This is a genomic window from Echinimonas agarilytica (assembly GCF_023703465.1).
In the GTDB taxonomy this organism is placed as follows: domain Bacteria; phylum Pseudomonadota; class Gammaproteobacteria; order Enterobacterales; family Neiellaceae; genus Echinimonas; species Echinimonas agarilytica.
Genome location: NZ_JAMQGP010000008.1, coordinates 205,390 through 223,387 on the forward strand (window position 1 = coordinate 205,390; position 17,998 = coordinate 223,387).

General features: G+C 46.6%; 18 protein-coding genes and 1 riboswitch. Of the genes, 4 read left to right on the top strand and 14 right to left on the bottom strand.

Annotated elements, in window-relative coordinates; all coding sequences use genetic code 11:
• Positions 1–26: 26 nt before the first annotated feature.
• Positions 27–923, bottom strand: coding sequence for a hypothetical protein (locus tag NAF29_RS15550; protein ID WP_251262542.1), 897 nt, complete (start codon positions 921–923; stop codon positions 27–29).
• Positions 924–1,059: 136 nt separating this feature from the next.
• On the opposite strand from NAF29_RS15550, the gene NAF29_RS15555 reads away from it, so the two are divergent.
• On the top strand, positions 1,060–1,254 hold the full coding sequence (locus NAF29_RS15555; protein WP_251262543.1) for a DUF4250 domain-containing protein: 195 nt from the start codon (positions 1,060–1,062) through the stop codon (positions 1,252–1,254).
• On the opposite strand, the gene NAF29_RS15560 is transcribed toward NAF29_RS15555, so the two are convergent.
• Positions 1,251–1,994, bottom strand: a complete 744-nt coding sequence (locus NAF29_RS15560) for a potassium channel family protein (RefSeq protein WP_285817804.1) — start codon at positions 1,992–1,994, stop codon at positions 1,251–1,253. The two genes, NAF29_RS15555 and NAF29_RS15560, sit on opposite strands and share 4 nt — an antisense overlap.
• 138 nt (positions 1,995–2,132) lie before the next feature.
• On the opposite strand from NAF29_RS15560, the gene NAF29_RS15565 reads away from it, so the two are divergent.
• A complete protein-coding gene (locus tag NAF29_RS15565; protein ID WP_251262544.1) occupies positions 2,133–2,297 on the top strand; it encodes a hypothetical protein in 165 nt (54 codons plus the stop codon).
• A 69-nt stretch (positions 2,298–2,366) separates the two neighbouring features.
• The gene (gene msrA, locus NAF29_RS15570) at positions 2,367–2,909 is read left to right on the top strand and encodes a peptide-methionine (S)-S-oxide reductase MsrA (protein ID WP_251262545.1); all 543 of its coding nucleotides are present in this window, start codon (positions 2,367–2,369) and stop codon (positions 2,907–2,909) included.
• Positions 2,910–2,969: 60 nt separating this feature from the next.
• Here the strand turns inward: msrA and NAF29_RS15575 are convergent, their stop codons facing one another.
• The 3 genes from NAF29_RS15575 to NAF29_RS15585 form a co-directional block, all read right to left on the bottom strand.
• Positions 2,970–4,283, bottom strand: coding sequence for a MipA/OmpV family protein (locus NAF29_RS15575; protein WP_251262546.1), 1,314 nt, complete (start codon positions 4,281–4,283; stop codon positions 2,970–2,972).
• Positions 4,284–4,358: 75 nt separating this feature from the next.
• On the bottom strand, positions 4,359–4,841 hold the full coding sequence (locus NAF29_RS15580) for a glutathione peroxidase (RefSeq protein ID WP_432763242.1): 483 nt from the start codon (positions 4,839–4,841) through the stop codon (positions 4,359–4,361).
• Between the two features lie 66 nt (positions 4,842–4,907).
• Positions 4,908–6,656: an ABC transporter transmembrane domain-containing protein gene (locus tag NAF29_RS15585; protein ID WP_251262547.1), complete on the bottom strand. Its 1,749-nt coding sequence runs from the start codon at positions 6,654–6,656 to the stop codon at positions 4,908–4,910.
• 196 nt (positions 6,657–6,852) lie between these two features.
• On the opposite strand from NAF29_RS15585, the gene NAF29_RS15590 reads away from it, so the two are divergent.
• Positions 6,853–7,476, top strand: a complete 624-nt coding sequence (locus NAF29_RS15590; RefSeq protein WP_251262548.1) for a LysE family translocator — start codon at positions 6,853–6,855, stop codon at positions 7,474–7,476.
• 13 nt (positions 7,477–7,489) lie between these two features.
• Here the strand turns inward: NAF29_RS15590 and NAF29_RS15595 are convergent, their stop codons facing one another.
• From NAF29_RS15595 to NAF29_RS15635, 9 genes are all read right to left on the bottom strand, one after another.
• Positions 7,490–8,578, bottom strand: a complete 1,089-nt coding sequence (locus tag NAF29_RS15595; protein WP_251262549.1) for a GGDEF domain-containing protein — start codon at positions 8,576–8,578, stop codon at positions 7,490–7,492.
• Between the two features lie 137 nt (positions 8,579–8,715).
• Positions 8,716–9,462 carry a HesA/MoeB/ThiF family protein gene (locus NAF29_RS15600; protein ID WP_251262550.1) on the bottom strand — a complete coding sequence of 249 codons (747 nt, stop codon included), beginning with the start codon at positions 9,460–9,462 and terminating at the stop codon, positions 8,716–8,718.
• Positions 9,463–9,491: 29 nt separating this feature from the next.
• Positions 9,492–10,643 (bottom strand): 2-iminoacetate synthase ThiH, encoded by a 1,152-nt coding sequence (gene thiH / locus NAF29_RS15605; protein WP_251262551.1) that lies wholly within the window; start codon positions 10,641–10,643, stop codon positions 9,492–9,494.
• A 14-nt stretch (positions 10,644–10,657) separates the two neighbouring features.
• Positions 10,658–11,446, bottom strand: a complete 789-nt coding sequence (locus NAF29_RS15610) for a thiazole synthase (protein WP_285817807.1) — start codon at positions 11,444–11,446, stop codon at positions 10,658–10,660.
• A complete protein-coding gene (gene thiS, locus NAF29_RS15615) occupies positions 11,446–11,646 on the bottom strand; it encodes a sulfur carrier protein ThiS (RefSeq protein WP_251262552.1) in 201 nt (66 codons plus the stop codon). The genes NAF29_RS15610 and thiS overlap by 1 nt, the downstream gene beginning before the upstream one ends.
• A gap of 10 nt (positions 11,647–11,656) precedes the next feature.
• On the bottom strand, positions 11,657–13,255 hold the full coding sequence (thiE, locus tag NAF29_RS15620) for a thiamine phosphate synthase (protein WP_251262553.1): 1,599 nt from the start codon (positions 13,253–13,255) through the stop codon (positions 11,657–11,659).
• Between the two features lie 61 nt (positions 13,256–13,316).
• Complete coding sequence (gene thiC, locus NAF29_RS15625; RefSeq protein WP_251262554.1) at positions 13,317–15,281, bottom strand: phosphomethylpyrimidine synthase ThiC; 1,965 nt, start codon at positions 15,279–15,281, stop codon at positions 13,317–13,319.
• A gap of 143 nt (positions 15,282–15,424) precedes the next feature.
• Positions 15,425–15,524, bottom strand: a riboswitch (TPP riboswitch).
• 293 nt (positions 15,525–15,817) lie between these two features.
• Positions 15,818–17,095: a tyrosinase family protein gene (locus NAF29_RS15630; protein ID WP_251262555.1), complete on the bottom strand. Its 1,278-nt coding sequence runs from the start codon at positions 17,093–17,095 to the stop codon at positions 15,818–15,820.
• Positions 17,096–17,127: 32 nt separating this feature from the next.
• A complete protein-coding gene (locus tag NAF29_RS15635; RefSeq protein WP_251262556.1) occupies positions 17,128–17,760 on the bottom strand; it encodes a hypothetical protein in 633 nt (210 codons plus the stop codon).
• Between the last annotated feature and the right edge of the window lie 238 nt (positions 17,761–17,998).

Below are 17,998 nucleotides of genomic sequence, written 5' to 3' on the forward strand. Positions count from 1 at the left end.
CTCGCCCCTTGGAGGGCTGCCGCAAACTAACGAGTTAACAGGCTACTAAACAGTGGCTCTAAACTTAATCGAGCAGTGAGATCGCGTTGCTTTGCGCCATCGTCTCCCACCAGCCAAAGTGCGCCATCGACCCATGTTAAGCGAGTGGCATCAAATGCAGCACTACGCTCGTCGATGGCCAAAAATAGGTATTGGATATGATCTTTACCATCACTGATAAATGGCACCGCGACAACTTCCCGTCCTGCTGGCGGAATAGGAGTCAGTTGCAGCACAGGTTCAAAGTTGAGTTGCACTCGAATCAATAGGCAGGTTTTGATGGCGGAGTCGCTGTGCCACACCCGAAACAATGGGCCTTGATTGTACGATGGCGATTGCACCACATACCCTTGACTGAGCAAGCGGCTTTCAAGATCTTGTTCATACATGCGAGCTGAGCGAGTCAACAAATCTCGGCGCTGCTCTTCGAGCACTTTGAGCTGAACCTGAACTTCTGACAAATATTGCTGGCTTTGGCGTCCTAATCGAAGTAAATCGGGCCCAGTTCCCGGCATCACAGTAAGCGAAGCGAGCCATCGTTCTAGATCGTGACTGGGCTCAATGTCAGTATCATGCTCATCCAGCGGGTGCACACTGCCACCAATTGCCTCTCGCAATCGCCTATCCCAGCTTTGGCTATGATCGTCATCGAGCCAAGCAGCCCCTAAAGAAAAACTCAAGGCAATGGTTTGCGCGACTTTATCACCGATACGTTTTGTGGGCGACTCGCCAATGTAAGCCGATGTAAAGCTGTGACTTTTTTGGATAGCACGGGCAAATCGCGCCACTTCACCACCACAACGTTCAAACAACACATAACGCGCATTGCGGTATCGATTCACTGCTAACTTTCGACGGTTTGCTTTGGTGTTTAGGTAACTCATAACCGGAATTATCACGCCTTTCAAAACAGAGCTGATGCCAATTCACATCTTAAGTCGCTCTGACTAAATAATAATCGTTCTAAACTAAATCAGCTTAGTCTACGCTTAATAGGTGCCCTAACCATAGGAGGTGCATATGGACCTATCAAACTACCATTCGATGGATCCCAGTATGCTTCTTGGCATTATTAACATGAAGCTACGCCATGAATGCTCAAGTGTGGATGACCTTGCCGTATGTTATGAGCTCGACTCCGGTCAGCTACAAAGTAAACTGTCGCAAATCGGTTATCACTACGATGCAATTCACAATCAATTTACTGCAGTCTAATCATCTGCTTTTTTGATGCCCATTTCGATTCGCAGCCGTTGCATTTCTGCGCGTAACTGGCGTATTTCATGCAGTGCGATCCGCATATCTTCCTTGGCAGCTTTGTCATCTTTGCTGCCGAGGAATTGCTGTGCGCAATAGCCTGACGTGGCGGCGTACAACCCGACCCCAGTAATAATCAGCAAAGCCCCCAGTATTCGGCCTAAGTCTGTCACCGGATAAAAGTCACCGTAACCTACCGTAGAAACCGTCACCAAAGCCCACCAAAGCGCCTCTTCAGGTTCTGATATAGGTGCGTTCTGTAATGGTGATTCCGCGTAATACACGGTAAATGCTGCGATGAAAATCAACAGCAACTCTAATACCAAGACTCCAGCAAGCGTGTTACTCAAACGCGAAACGAGGTTGGTATCAATCACGCGATTCGATTTTTGGAATACTTTGTAAACGCGAATAAGCTGAAAAATTCTAAAAAATCGCGCCCATTCTACGAATGGAATCGATGCTGCTAAATCATACCAATGACCTTTAAAATATTGGAATTTGTGGTCAGCTCTAAAAAAACCAGCGAAAAAACTCAGAAAGAACACGCCGCAAACACTTATATCAAACAATTGCAGTAAACGTTTAACACCGGGCTCTAACTCTAATAAAAGCAAAGCAAAAGCTAATGCAATTGAAACACATGAAAGTGCGATCAGAGAGTAATCATACAAGGATACAGCTTCTTTTTTTTCCATCGGTCTATCTTTTCAAACGTTGATCTACTCTAATCTTAGTTGTGATTAAAGTATGGATAAAATTGATTACAGTATTGACGCATATGTGAAATTATTGTTTATATGTTAGCCGAAATCCAACGAGAGTGGAGCATTCCGGTGAGCATCACAGAATTAAAAGCGATGAGCCAAAAGTTACACGGGCTGTGTCAACAAGCAGAGCAAATGCTCGCAGAAACAGATACATCCGACCCTGTTCATCAACAACTTGTTGACCATTTACGCATGCTGCAAGATTTAACCGGCGACATTCATAAAGTCTAGCTGCAGATCCCTTTGGTTTGCTCTCTCGTTCCGTTAAACTGATATTGGTTTGTTTAACGGAATTATTTTATGTCATCTCCCTCTGTTCAAGTGGCCACATTTGCTGGCGGCTGCTTCTGGTGTGTTGAAGCTGTATTTACTCGCTTAAAGGGCGTGATTAAAGTGGAATCTGGCTATGCCGGTGGCACGGTCGAGAATCCCACATACGAACAAGTATGCAGCGGACAAACAGGCCATGCCGAAGTCATTCACATTGAATTCAACGCCAGTGAAATTCAATTCGAAGACTTACTCAATGTATTTTTCACAAGCCATGATCCCACCACATTAAACCGTCAAGGCAACGATGTCGGCACGCAATACCGTTCGGAAGTGTTTTACCATAATGACGCTCAAAAACTCGCCAGTGAGGCTTATATCAAAGCTCATGAACCCGATTTTGATGCACCTATCGTGACGGCGATAACGCCCATCAACAACTACCACAGTGCCGAAAATTATCACCAAGATTACTATGCTCGCAATCCTCAGCAAGGGTATTGCAATGCAGTAATCCCACCTAAACTGGCCAAGCTGCGCCAAAAATGGCTGCACTTGTTGAAAGACGCTTAGCTAATAACGCTCATTAAAAAGCCAGCACGAGGCTGGCTTTTACATGCACGTTTAATGTATTTAGAAGTCGTATTGTAGATAAACAGAGTTGTAGTTACTACCGCCTTTAATGCGACCAAACTGAGACCCAGTTTCAAATATACCTGAGCGATGATGCAGACTGTATCCCAACCACCATGGACGAAACTTCTCTGAATTAAACAAGTCTCCCAAATTCACATCAAGGGTAAAATCAAGGAAGTTCAGCAACTTACTGGCTCGATACCCCTTCTCATCCATTTCATCTTGCTCAATCCACGTTACTCGGCTTTGATACGACAAACCCTCTGCCACACCAAAACGCCATTTCGTTGGCCAATTCACAGTGTAATATGCCTTGAATGCCACAACGTATTCGCTAGTGACGTCTTGTACGTCTGAACTATGGTGGTAGACAAAACCGGGCGTTAAATAAATATCGAGCGGTAGCCCAAATAACTCAGAAGCTAAGGGGTGGCCATAAAACAAGGAAGTGAGCTGATTGTTATATTCATCTTTTTCAGTATCGCCGGCAAGGATATCGCCAATATTTGAAGGAGTTGCCCAGCCATGAGCGAGACGAACGTAGCTCTTTTCAGGCAACGTCAGTTCTTTTCCTTTTTCTGGGTCTGGAATAAACGCAATGCCAAGATAGGTTTCCCAGTCCCAGTTGGTATCGATAAGGTGCGAACCTCGCACATCACCGTCTAAATATCGAGTTCCAATCTTTCCTATGATGTTCAGTTCGCGCCACACATGTACGCGCCCTTGCACACCTCCATACCAATCTACTCCGGCTCCAATATCGTCAATATCAAGGCCGTAGTAACGATTGTTGAAACCCGAAGTTTTGAATCTTGCTTCAAACATGGGTTCAAAATAGAGACGATCCCACTGCCAACGGCTTTTCAGGCGGGCAATCGCATGCTCGCGCCCATCGTTGTCTGATAACGCCTCTAAATCCATCATCCAGTTCGGCATCACTTCGTGGCTTAGCCGAACACCTAAGTCCCATTTACCGCCGCTAATTTCATTTTGATACTCTCTGGGGGCATCAAAAAAACGATAACGAGTGAACAGTGCGCCTTTCCAATCATCATTGAAGTTGTATGTAGCACCTCCTTCTAGACCATCAAGGTAAAAGTGCTCTCCGCGATAGAAGAATAAAGGAATCACGTCTGTCACCGTGTCTTTTTCGGTGGCAAAGGGAATGCTGGTATAGCGCATACCAATGGCGATCCCCCAATTGTCTCCCTGTTCGGTAGATGCGACATTTGGCACGACGTCGGCGGCGAACGAAAGCTTCAAACAGCTCATGAATAAGCTAACAATGATCAGTAATGGATGGCGTTTCATGGAAGTAAAAATTCAACAGTCTCTGGGAGTAGGCTAACACAGTCATTAATCCACTCGTAACAATCTCATTTCAGATTATAGCAGTGCTTCAATATCAGCTTTAAGATCTTCAGGTTTCGTCGTAGGCGCATACCGTTTGACTACGTCACCATTTTTACTGACCAAGAACTTTGTGAAGTTCCATTTAATAGCTTTACTCCCTAACAGGCCTTTTGCATGTTCTGTGAGGTGCTTAAACAAAGGGTGAGCTTGACTGCCATTGACATCAATTTTGGCAAACAGAGGAAAATCGACGTTGAAGGTTAAGTCGCAGAATTGGCGAATATCGTCATCACTGCCTTTTTCTTGCTTGCCAAATTGATTGCATGGAAACGCCATCACAACCAAGCCTTGCTCTTTGTATGCGTCGTAAAGCTTCTGCAAGCCTTCATATTGAGGCGTAAAACCACACGCGCTTGCGGTATTCACAATCAACAGCACTTTGCCTTGGTAGGCATCCATTAACATAGTTTCACCGGAATTACGGGTTACTTGATAAGAATATAGCTTCGACACAATCGGCTTCCTTTTTAGAATAATGTATTCATTGTACGCCAACATTCGTGAAATAGATGATAACGTCAGCTAATTTACAAATTGGAGCTCAGCTAATTCTCGATACAAATCATTGGTTTTAACCAATTCATTATGAGTTCCAATGGCCATCACATGCCCCTGTTCCATCACTACAATACGGTCAGCATTCATAACCGTGGCCAACCGGTGAGCAATGATTAATGTAGTTTTGCCTTTCATGAGCTCTTCCAATGCCAGTTTCACATGATGCTCGCTGGTCGCATCTAGCGCACTGGTCGCCTCATCCAACAACAAAATGGGACGATCTGCGAGCAGCGCTCTGGCGATCGCAATGCGCTGCTTTTGACCACCGGAAAGTCGAACCCCGCGCTCACCTAAATCCGTCTCATATCCTTCAGGTAATGCCGCAATAAATTCGTCAGCGCGAGCTGCTTTAGCGGCGGCAATCACTTCCTCTGAACTGGCTTCAGGACGACCATAACGAATGTTTTCAAGTGCGCTAGAAGCAAAAATCACGGAGTCTTGAGGCACCAAGGCGAATTGCTGACGAAGGGCTTTAGGTTCGACTTGCGAAAGGTTTACTCCATCCAATGTCATGACACCTGATGTGGGCCTGTAAAACTGCTGAAGCAGCTGAAATATAGTTGATTTACCGGCACCAGAGGGTCCCACCAGAGCAATGCGTTCGCCCGGATGAATGCTCAAATTCAATGCATGAAGCGTAGCAACATCCATTGCGCTTGGGTAGGAGAAGTCTACATCGACTAATTTGATTTCACCTTCAACAGGCGACACAAGCGGCAAAGGTTTTGCCGCGACTTCTAGGCTAGATTGCGTATTCAGCAATTCAATAATGCGCTCGCTGGCACCGGCGGCTTTATTGATTTCACCAATAACTTCACTAATAGTAGCAACCGAACCGCCCACCAGCACGGCATAAAACATAAACGCGGTCAGTTCACCGGCAGAGATATCTCCGGTGAGTACACCTCTTGCGCCAAGCCATGCCACCACTGTAATGGCACCAATGCTCAAAAACATGACAGAGGCGAGCAAAAAAGCACGGTATTTTATACGTTGCGAAGCTGCTGCTATCACCGCTTCAACATGACCATTGAATCGTTGTTCATCCACAGCTTCGTGAGTGTAAGACTGCACGGTATGAATTTCATGAAGTGACTCGTCTACATAGGTACTAATATCAGCAACTCGATCTTGGCTGACCCTTGAAAATCGACGAACTTTAGCCCCTAACACGCGAATAGGAACCAACACGACAGGAACGGCAACCAGCACATATAAAGTTAACGCAGGGCTTGTGACGAGCATCATCACCAACCCGCCTAAAAAACTCACTCCAGAGCGAAGTGCCATTGAAAGGCTTGAACCCACCACACTTTGCAATACCGTGGTATCGCTGGTAAAACGAGAAATGACTTCGCCCGTTCGCGTTGTTTCATAAAACTCAGGAGAAAGGGTCAATAGGTGCCGATATACTTTACGCCGAATGTCTGCCGTCACTCGTTCACCGAGCCAAGTCATCCAATAAAACCGGAAAAAGGATGCAAAACCACCCAGCAAGGTGATCAGCAGAACTCCTATCATGATGTGGTTAATCCGCTCGGCGCTTTTATCCACAAAGCCTTCGTCTACAATGAGTTTTACACCCTGCCCTAAAGCGAGCCATGTCATGGACCCTACGAGCAAGGCAAACATGGCCAGCACAACTTGCTTGCGATACGGCTTGAGCATTCCCCAAAGCCAAGGTAACACTGCGGATATTTTTGTAGGTTTCATGGAAGGCCTATCTGGTGAGTAACGGCACAGATTATAATGATAAACATTCTCATTTAAAACCTATAACGAACGCGATTAGTTTACAGGCAAGCGAGTCGCGATCTTCAATCTTGCGTGGCATCGACCTTAAGCATGAGACCTAGCGGTGGTAAGCTCCAATAAATATTTGTTTGAAAATGTGTCAAACGGTTAAAAAATGCTTGATACCAGCGCACTGTTCATTTTTATTCCAACCTTCTTTTTCGTGTCTCTCACACCTGGGATGTGCATGACGCTTGCGCTCACACTGGGTATGACAATTGGCGTTAAGCGCACACTTTGGATGATGTTAGGTGAATTGGTAGGCGTAACCGTTGTAGCCGTTAGTGCCGTAATTGGTATTGCTGCAATTGTACTTAAATACCCACAAGCATTTATCGTGATGAAAACGTTAGGCGCACTATATCTTGCTTGGGTTGGTATTCAAATGTGGCGATCTCGCGGTAAATTGGCCATTCCTGAATCCCTTGAAATGAAGCAATCGATCAGTGCAAAAACGCTCATCACTCAAGGCTTTATCACAGCCATTGCCAACCCCAAAGGTTGGGCGTTCGATATTGCGTTACTGCCGCCATTCATCAACGAGTCAATACCTCTCGCACCACAACTGGCAATTTTGGTGGGATTGATGTTGTTGTTTGAAACAGTGTGTATGTTGCTGTATGCCAGCGGAGGAAAAACATTACGTCATTTGCTTTTAAAGCCGTCCAATGTGCGAACAATGAATCGAGTCGCGGGCACGCTTATGATTGGAGTGGGGGGCTGGCTGTTTGTGGGTTAGGTTTGAAGCCAAATCATGCATTTATTTGAGCAAAGGTTTCAACTCGGTTTCGACCGTTATTTTTTGCTAAATAGAGCGCGTTATCGGCATGCACCAACAGGGTTTTAAGCGTATCTTGAGCGTTGCTTTTACACGTCACTCCTAGACTGACGGTGCAGTTAAAATGAGATTCGCCAATGATAGGTATGGCGTGCTGTTCAATTTTACAGCGTATACGTTCAGCCAAATTTACTGCAGATGCCTGCGCCATGCTTGGTAATATAATAGCGAACTCTTCACCGCCAATGCGCGCCAAAATTTGCTTAGAATTCAGCTCAGCCTGGATGATTTTACTCACCATAATCAAGCACGTATCACCGGCAGCGTGACCATATTGGTCATTAATCGATTTGAAGTAATCAAAATCTAATAGCACCAAGCTAAATGCTTCTTGGCGTTGCTGAGATTGCAGTAACAGGCTCTCGCCTTTTTCAAAAAATTCATGCCGATTCGATGTTTGAGTCAGCGAATCTTTCGTAGCCTGCCGTGTCAGTTTGGTCTGGTTACGTTCTAATTGATTGGCAAAAATAGTAAGTACTACAATCACTTCTATCATATTCACTAAAAAAACTGACTGATAAATCATAGCCTCGATGGATTCAGTCAGCTCAATGAGCGGCGCTTCATTCATGGTGTTTTCACAATACAAAAACAACACAACAGACACGAGGCTTAAACTAATTTTTTCGAGTTTATCTTTCAGTTCAAAGAGTAAGAAAGCGCCCGTTGGGACTAAGAAAAAATACAGATGAAAGCCGGTTGCATTGGTGACATACACATTGGTGCACACCATTAAATGCACCATCAACACACTAAAAAACCAAACTTTGCTCGCCTTAGTGGAGTGCAGTGCATTGAGCCCAAGCGTACAACAATAGGCCAGTGTAAAACTCAGATTAATCAGTGCGACAGTACTTTGATCCAACACGAACACATACATCAAGGTGTACAGCATCGACACTCCCGTTGTAATGAGCGCGATGGTATTCATTAATCGAGTTTTGGTGGCCGATGAGAACTCTTGATTCACGGTTCCCAGAGAAAGAATGCGTTCAAAAAACATGGTGCTTAGACTACCTAACAAAGTTTGATGGGAACCACCGCAGATAAAGCAACCAGAACCGCTTGGGCTTCTTTTTGCTTCAAGTGACGTGCCACAACATAGTTGGATAGAAAATACACTAAATATACAGAGAAAAGCTAGCCGGAAGCACAATCGCAAGCAGAAGATTTGGCTATGCCGAATGTTTGCCAGTCACCAGATAGCCCATCAAACAGCTTTATTTTGGCTGTCTCAACCGGCAATCCCATTAATAGTTTCAATGCTGACAACGCCTGAAGACTGGCAATGACGCCCAACACCGGCCCTAACACGCCCGAGTTGGCGCAATTGAGCTGTGGCTCTTTACTCCCCGCGGGATAAAGACAGCCATAACATGGCGATTCGGGCTGGCGAAAATCAAACACTGCGAGCTGCCCTTCCAAGCGAATAGCTGCCCCCGACACTAAAGGCACCTCCTGTTCACGGCAAGCAGCGTTGATCATATGTCGCGTTTTAAAATTGTCGGTACAGTCCAGCACGACATCCATATCGGCAATTAAATCTACGCAATTTTGAACGTCAATGTGTTGCGGATGCACACGTATTTCAATGTCATCATTGAGCTCTTGCAAACGGCGCTCTGCAGCGTCAACTTTCAATTCGTCTACATCATGTTCGCTAAATATGATTTGTCGTTGCAGGTTGCTGAGCTCAACCGAATCTCCATCTGCAAGGTGCAGTTCTCCCACCCCTGCTGCTGCCAAATACAAAGCCACGGGGCTACCGAGTCCGCCAACACCGATCACCAAAACCTTTGCGCTCTGTAAGGCCAGCTGGCCTTTTTCACCCACTTTCTCTAATAGTAAGTGGCGACTGTAACGCATCATTTGGCGATCATTTAACACAAACACACTCCAACTTTTTGATTCAATGGTTACTCGATTGCACTTCGTCCGTATGCCGGTTGCCAATCCGTCCAAACCGGTTGGTAGCCGCGTTCGACAATGGCTTGCGCAACATACTTCGGGTGGCGCTCATCGCTAATCGAAAACTGCTCTAACGCAGGTTCGGCTTCAGCATAACCACCGGGCTGCGTTCGAGAATACGCACTCATACTGGTAATTCCAAGTGGCAAGGCATGATCGCGAAATGCCGCTGATTCACGAGTCGATAATGACAGTTCTAACTCTGGATTAAACATCCGGTAGGCGCAAATTAATTGCACTAACTGACGATCGGTCATCACTGATTTGGGTTCCAAACCACCGGTACACGGACGTAAACGCGGAAACGAAATTGAATACCGAGTTTGCCAGAATCGTTTTTCCAAATACTGTAAATGCGCTGCCACCATAAAGCAGTCTACACGCCAGTCGTCTAAACCAATGAGTGCGCCGATCCCGACTTTATTCATACCCACCTGCCCTAAACGTTCGGGTGTTGCTAAACGCCAGTCAAAGTCATTTTTTTTACCTTTGAGGTGGTGCTCTGCGTAGGTTTGACGAGAGTAAGTTTCTTGGTACACCAAAATGGAATCAACGCCCATGTCTTTGAGCTCTTGATATTCTTGCGTGCTGAGCGGTTGTACTTCCATGCTGACATGCGAAAAATTTTCCCGAATTTTCGGCACGGCCTGACGAAAATACTCCATACCAACTTTGCGCTCAGATTCTCCGGTCACCAATAATATATGATCGAATCCAAGTTGTTTGATGGCGGCAATTTCTGCGTCTAACTCCACCATATCGAGTGTTTTTCGACGAATGGCATTGTGCATGGAAAAGCCGCAATAAGTGCAGATATTGGAGCATAAATTCGACAAATACAGAGGCACATAAAGCTGAATGGTTTTGCCAAAACGCTGTTGCGTGAGTTGCAATGAACGCTGCGCCATTTGCTCCAAATATGGTTCAGCTGCAGGAGAAATCAGCGCCATAAAATCATTCAAATCGAGCCGTGTCTGATTGGCCGAGCGACTCAATGCACGTTCGACATCTGCCGCCGTTTTAGCGCCAAATGATAACTTTATGTCATCCCAATGATAGCCACTCAAGTGCTGTGCAAATGAAGCTTCAGAGCCTGTCATGATCATTCTCCCAATTAATCGACAGAAACCGATTCAATTTCGTCTAAAAATGCCGTGAGTGGACTCGATGCATTGGCATGCACACTGGTTGCCGCAAGGCCCGCTTCATAGGCCATGCGTCCCGCTTCAACCGCTTGCTTGAATGCTTTGGCCATCACCACTGGTTGCGCAGACACTGCAATAGCGGTGTTCACCAGCACAGCATCAGCGCCAAGCTCCATGGCTTCTGCCGCATGGGAAGGGGCTCCGATCCCTGCATCTACTATCACAGGCACGTTCGCCTGCTCTATGATTATTTCAAGGAAGTCGCGTGTTTTAAGCCCTTTATTGGAGCCAATTGGCGCACCTAGAGGCATAACCGCCTGACACCCGACCAACTCTAAACGTTTGCACAAAACAGGGTCAGCATGCACATACGGCAGTACCACAAAACCCTCTTTCACCAATTGCTCGGCGGCTTTGAGAGTTTCTATTGGGTCAGGCATTAGATACTTAGGATCAGGATGAATCTCAAGTTTCACCCAGTGCGTACCCAGTGCTTCTCGTGCCAAACGCGCAGCAAATACGGCTTCTTCGGCGGTACAAGCCCCCGATGTATTCGGTAGCAAATGAACACCCGCTTTAACCAGCGGGCTTAAAATATCGTCGTCCGACTTATTCAGATCAACACGTTTCATCGCCATGGTCACAAGCTCTGTGCCGCTGGCCAAAATAGCGTCCGTCATTAAGGACGGATCGGCAAACTTGCCGGTGCCGCTAAACAAGCGGCTGGAAAATGTTTTGTCTGCAATGGTAAACACCATTAACCTCCTGCTATGGCACGAAATAGCGCCACATGATCACCCTCGCTGAGTGACTTTGTTGGCCATTCATTTTGAGGAATAATCGTTTGATTAATCGCAATGGCAACCCCTGTTTGGAGGGACTCAAGTTGCGTCAATACATCGGTTGCACTGGCGCCATCGGGCACGGTCACCGCTTCACTATTCACAAAAATATTCATGCATCTTCTCTTATTGGAGGGCTCCTGCGCCAACGAGCCCAAGCCATTGAGCGGTGGCGACTTCCACATCTTCGGCTTGCGTTAATGCGCGAACCACAGCAATGCTTGCGACACCCGTTGCGCGCACCTGCTTGGCTCTAGGCCAATCGATTCCACCAATCGCTACGGTGGGCAACACCGATTTGAGTAAGCTCACTTGCTGTTGAAGCTTGGTTAAACCTTGAGGGGTAGACGGCATATTTTTGGTCGTGGTCGGGTAGATATGCCCCACCGCTAAATAGCTTGGTTTGAGAGCTGCTGCGCGCAACATTTCAAAATAACCATGAGTAGACAGCCCAATACGAATGCCTGCTGAAGCTATTTCTTCGATGTTTGCATCATCGAGATCTTCTTGCCCTAAATGCACACCGTAAGCTTGGTGTTTAATCGCCAACCTCCAGTAATCATTGATGAACACTCGGGCTTGATACTTTCGGCCTAACTCAATGGCGCGAATGACCAGTGGCTCAGCTGCGCCATCCGACAGGTCTTTTGCACGAAGTTGAATTGTTTTCACTCCCAATTGCAGTAAACGCTCCAACCATTCTGGCGAATTCACCACTGGATACAGGCCCAAGTCCGACGGACATGGCGCAAAACCTTGTGTGGGTAAATCTAATTCGCAAAGGTCATTTGCCGTTCTTGGAAAATCTTGCCAATGGGTTGGCCAACCCAAATGCAGCACAGGCCCCGGTCCTTTACCTTGAGCGACTGCTGCTTTAAGCCCTTGCTGCACATAGGCATGGGCAATTGCAAAAGCATCTTCCAATGCATAACCTTGCGCTAAACCGCTGGCCAAGGCCGCAGCAAAACTACATCCAGTGCCATGACCGTGTTTAGTCTCTACCTTTGCACTTAAGCAATAACGCCAGCAATCACCATTGCTCCATGCATCCATGACGTGAGTCTCGGTTAATTCAACGTCCATCAACTGACCGATATGGCCGCCTTTGAACAGAACAGACTTCACCCCATATTCTCTGAATTTATCGTACGCTCGTTGCATATCACCGCTAAACAATAGCGCAATACCTGTCATCGCCAACACTTCATGGCTGTTCGGTGTGAGCACATCTATGTGCCGCAACAACTCTTGCTTCACCGACTCTAAAATAGGCTCAGCAGTGAGCACATCACCTGAACTAGCAATGGCAACCGGATCGTAAATCACCAACGGACGCGGCAACCCAGCAGGCCAACTATCAAGCTGATCGGCCAACCATTCCACTTGTGAAGGACTCGCCAACAAAGATATTTTAATCACTGCTGGCGGCATGTCTGCCAACAACTGCATCCATTGCTGTTCAAGCATATCAAGCGGCACCGCGAGTACATCAGAAGTCGACTCTGAATTTTGTGCGGTGACCGTAGTGATAATGCTGCACGCTTGCGCTACCGCCAACGTTGAGCCGGGCGCTGCATCTCTTGCTCGCAAACCATTAATGGCTTGTATATCGGCTTGAATACCTGCACCTGCACCACTGTCTGAACCGCCAATGGTCCAGACAATTGATGTACGCTGCGACAACACTTGATACGGCTGTATCACCGTATGTGGAATCCAACTCATGTTTTGGGGCTACCTTAATCCAACGGTACTTTCATATACGACATGCGACATACAAAAGCACTTAGGTTGTTGGCTCAGATTCTTTCTTTGAATGATCCAAAGAATACAGCTGACGCCCTTGTTCATTAAAAGTCTCGGCCATTTCTTTCATGCCCTGCTCAGCGTTGACATAGGCCGCTTCAGGGTTGCCATCCATATCTACGAGTTTCACTTCAATGGTTTCTTCGCCACGCTCTAATTTCGCAGCAAAATCACGCACTTCTTGAGTGATTTTCATGGAGCAGAACTTAGGTCCACACATTGAGCAAAAGTGAGCCACTTTACCCGACTGCTGAGGAATCGTTTCGTCGTGATATGCACGCGCCGTAATCGGGTCAAGCGCCAAGTTAAATTGGTCCTCCCAACGGAATTCAAAACGAGCTTTCGACAAAGCGTTGTCGCGCACTTGCGCACCCGGATGGCCTTTCGCCAAATCGGCTGCATGGGCCGCGATTTTGTAGGTAATTAAGCCTTCTTTCACATCGTCTTTATTGGGTAAGCCTAAATGCTCTTTGGGCGTGACGTAACACAACATAGCACAACCATACCAGCCGATTTGGGCAGCTCCGATGCCAGATGTGATGTGGTCATAACCCGGTGCAATGTCTGTTGTCAGTGGGCCTAAGGTGTAGAACGGCGCTTCGTGGCAGGCTTCTAACTGCTTCTCCATATTCTCTTTGATCAGCTGCATTGGCACGTGGCCTGGGCCTTCGATCATGACTTGAACATCGTATTCCCATGCAATTTTGGTCAATTCACCTAGGGTATAGAGTTCGCTGAATTGCGCTTCGTCATTGGCATCTGCGATAGACCCCGGGCGCAGACCATCGCCTAAGCTCAATGAAATATCGTATGCAGCACAAATTTCACAAATTTCACGGAAGTTTGTGTAAAGAAAGCTTTCTTCATGGTGCGATAAACACCACTTCGCCATGATAGAACCGCCACGCGATACAATGCCGGTGACGCGCTTCGCCGTCATTGGTACATAGGCCAGCAATACGCCCGCATGGATGGTGAAGTAATCCACACCTTGCTCGCATTGTTCAATCAATGTATCTCGGAACACTTCCCACGTGAGGTTTTCAGCCACACCATTCACTTTTTCCAGAGCCTGGTAAATAGGTACGGTACCGATTGGAACTGGCGAATTACGCACAATCCATTCGCGTGTTTCGTGAATATAGCGCCCCGTGGATAAATCCATCACGGTGTCAGCCCCCCAACGTGTTGACCACACCAGTTTTTCAACTTCTTCTTCAATGGAAGAGCTAACCGCAGAGTTACCGATGTTGGCGTTCACTTTCACTAAGAAGTTACGCCCAATGATCATTGGCTCAGTTTCGGGGTGGTTGATGTTCGCTGGGATAATCGCCCGACCTTCAGCCACCTCTTTGCGTACAAATTCAGGCGTAATTTCAGCCATCACGTTCGCTCCGAATGATTCTCCCGGATGCTGAATGTTGTCGTTATGTTCAGCCCGCGCCATGTTTTCACGAATCGCAATGTATTCCATTTCAGGCGTGATGATGCCTTTGCGTGCGTAGTGCATTTGTGTCACACATTTGCCTTTTTGTGCCACCAGCGGCTTGGGCAAATGCTCAAAACGAATATGGTCTAAACCATCGTCGGCCAAACGTTGTTGCGCATATTGAGACGTCACAGAATTCAATTGCTCTGTGTCAGAGCGCTCAGCGATCCACTGTTGACGCAAACGCGGTAAACCTACACGAACGTCAATATTTGCATCTGGCTCCCCGTAATGACCCGAGGTGTCATAGACGCGAACCGGGGCGTTGTCTTCAAATGCTGGATTATCTTCAGAGCCGCCAACAAGTGTTTGGCTAAGCGCAATCTCACGCATTGCAACGCGAACGTTTTCGTTCTGACCTTGCACATAAACGCGAGTGGAATTAGGGAACGGCTGACCGCTGAGATTATTAAGGAAGTCTTGCGCCTGCTGGCGTTGTTCGCGTCTGGTAGACATGTGGCTCTCCATGTATGGCCGATGTTTGAGCGATTAAGCAAATCTTTATTGGATTCGTAATGGCAACATCAAAGCGCAAAAAGGCTGGAGAACCGAAAGGTAGAGTCAGGGTGGTTACAACGCTTGCAGATCACTGATCTTAGGGCGAAACCGGCCTTGTTTCCTCCGCAGGTGTTACCCTGATCAGGTTCTCGGATTCCGCATCAACGCGGTCTCAGCCCAAAGGCACTCCGACAAAGCAAGTATTACGGTAAAGCTTTTCATCAGCCAATTCAAGCTCCAACTTGCCTCTGGCCATCAAACTCATACATAACCGCAAGATACTTTTGTTCAGTGTGAGAGTTTAAACAATAAGCTCCACTCTGCGCGCAGAGATCTGGTCTTTCGAGACCGTAAAGTAACGCAACCTCATAAGAGATTGCCTTGATAAGGGCTGCTGTGACAGGTGCAGATGAAGCAGGAAAAGTCGCTTTAGAATAAGGCGTATCCCCCATGAAATGCACGAGTATCCAAGGGGGATACAGAGGTCGGTTTGGTTACTGGTGAGTGACCAAAGAAATCCCTTTCATTTTTATTTCATGATTAGATGCCGGGTTATCATTGTCATCAAAGACCTTAATCGTGACCGGCACAATGCCATTTTGTGGATTGTAACGTCGCAGTGATTGAGTGATATCAACATAGGTGTTGAACGGCTGCAAATGATGTGGCGGACGCTTATCGAACGCTGGTTTGGGTTTCAGAGTGCAGTGCCCAACGCCACCGGCACATTCGCCATGCCCCAGCAGGAATATACTTTCTGCAAAGCCAGATTCAATATTTTCATTGTTGGCGTCATCGCGATCATCACCTTCACCTAGGTAAATATTGAGCTTATATGAGCCAATGGTTTTCGACAGACCTAATATCTCTAAAAATGCATGCTTGTATTCGGTGTTGTCGATAGGAACATCAATTTGGATTTCATTATCGCCCCCTTGGTTTTGTGCCGCATCGTTGTCAACTTCGGTAAAGCCTTCACCGTCGACATAGGTGTAATCAAAAAACTTGGTATCGAGTGTTTGGCCACCCGTGTAGGTAAACGGCGCACACACGAAGTCCAGTTGCGCTTGTGGCACAGTACTATCACCATGCGCTCGTTGCCATTCAAACCACAACCGGTCCACATTACAGTGATGCAACCAAAAGATCGGATCAAATGCAGCTCTAGGGACCGAGCCCATATCGCCGCCTACCCATACATGCAAGCCACCATGAGGGTTTTCTAAGGCCGGAGAATACCGGTCATAAGTCGTTTGGCGTTGCGCTAAATCAACCTGAGTTTTAAGTCGTTGCAAGCCTGATATAGGGCTTGGCGATCGCGTGGTATCGGTTCCCGTCGCCTGCGAAAAGGCTGTTAATAATGGATTGGGCTTGGTTTCACCGGTATTTAAATCTTGATAGGTTAGATCTGTTACCGCAGCCGGCATTCCAATATTCAAAGACTGCTCTGAAGTCCAGTCCCAATAAGGCAACATCACACCGGCGACTTGCTCTTGCAGCCGCAATTCAAATTCGTAAATGTAGGCTCTGTGCCATGTCGGAAAGTTGAGATTTCCGTGCTGACAATAAAAAGGAGTCGGTAAGCCATGAACACCTGCAATCCACTGATAGCCTCGCTCATCATCGTTGCCACCGTCGGCTGAAACCTTGTATAGGCCTTCATAGGCATTTCGTAGGTCATTAAGCTCTCGCTCGGAAAGGTGTCGTATGTTCTTTCTTACTCGCACGCCGGAGGACGCGACTCGGGTATTTGTCGATGTAACTTCTGCCATGATATTCATTCCTTTTGTTGAGATCTGGCGCGTTATACCGCTTGTTCACGCTTCCAAACTTTATTGATAAAAACGTAACTTCCGGTTCCCATAACCACCATGCCCAACACCATAAATTGATGATGTTGAAACATTGATGCACCCGGCAACCAGTCGGTGACACACGCCATGGCAATAAACATCCCTGCAACCATAGCGACGGAGGATAAGAAGTGGATACAAACCATGTCTCGTGACCTGCGTTGCGCAGCCTCAGTCCTGCACACATATATGCACGCTGGAAGACACAAAGCTAACATGGGCAATAACGACAACAGCATGGTTGAATAAGACATTGAATGATGGTGTTGGTGATGATGCATATGCTGACTATGCGCCATTACATCTGTGGCGATTTCGGTGCTTAAAATTGTGCCCAACATCATACCCAATCCGCCGGCTCCCCAATTCGCCCATACATGCATGAGAGGTTGGCTATACCACTGTTTTTTAAGCATGAATAAACTAAAGGCCGCCGCCACTAATGACACCAGAAAGATGAGCATTTCATCGCCTGTTGGAAAATCCATTTTAAATAGACATAAAAACTGAATAATCACGAACGCCACCAAAATATAAAACGTAATCATTTCTTTATCTCTATGACAAACCAGGCCCTTATCCATGGTGCCTCCTAATAACATTCTCGCTATAACTTGTTCGATATAGCTTATTAAACTAGCAAAAACTTGAGATATATCCAAAAATATCATAAAAGAGAAGCCCAAAAAACAAAAGCAATATTAAACAACAACTTACCAAGCAAAGGCGTTTCTCACACCCCTTCCAATGTAATAATCCGTAATAATTAAAATATTAACTCTATATTTTTGTGTTTTTTTACAGAAACTCGAAAACAACTTA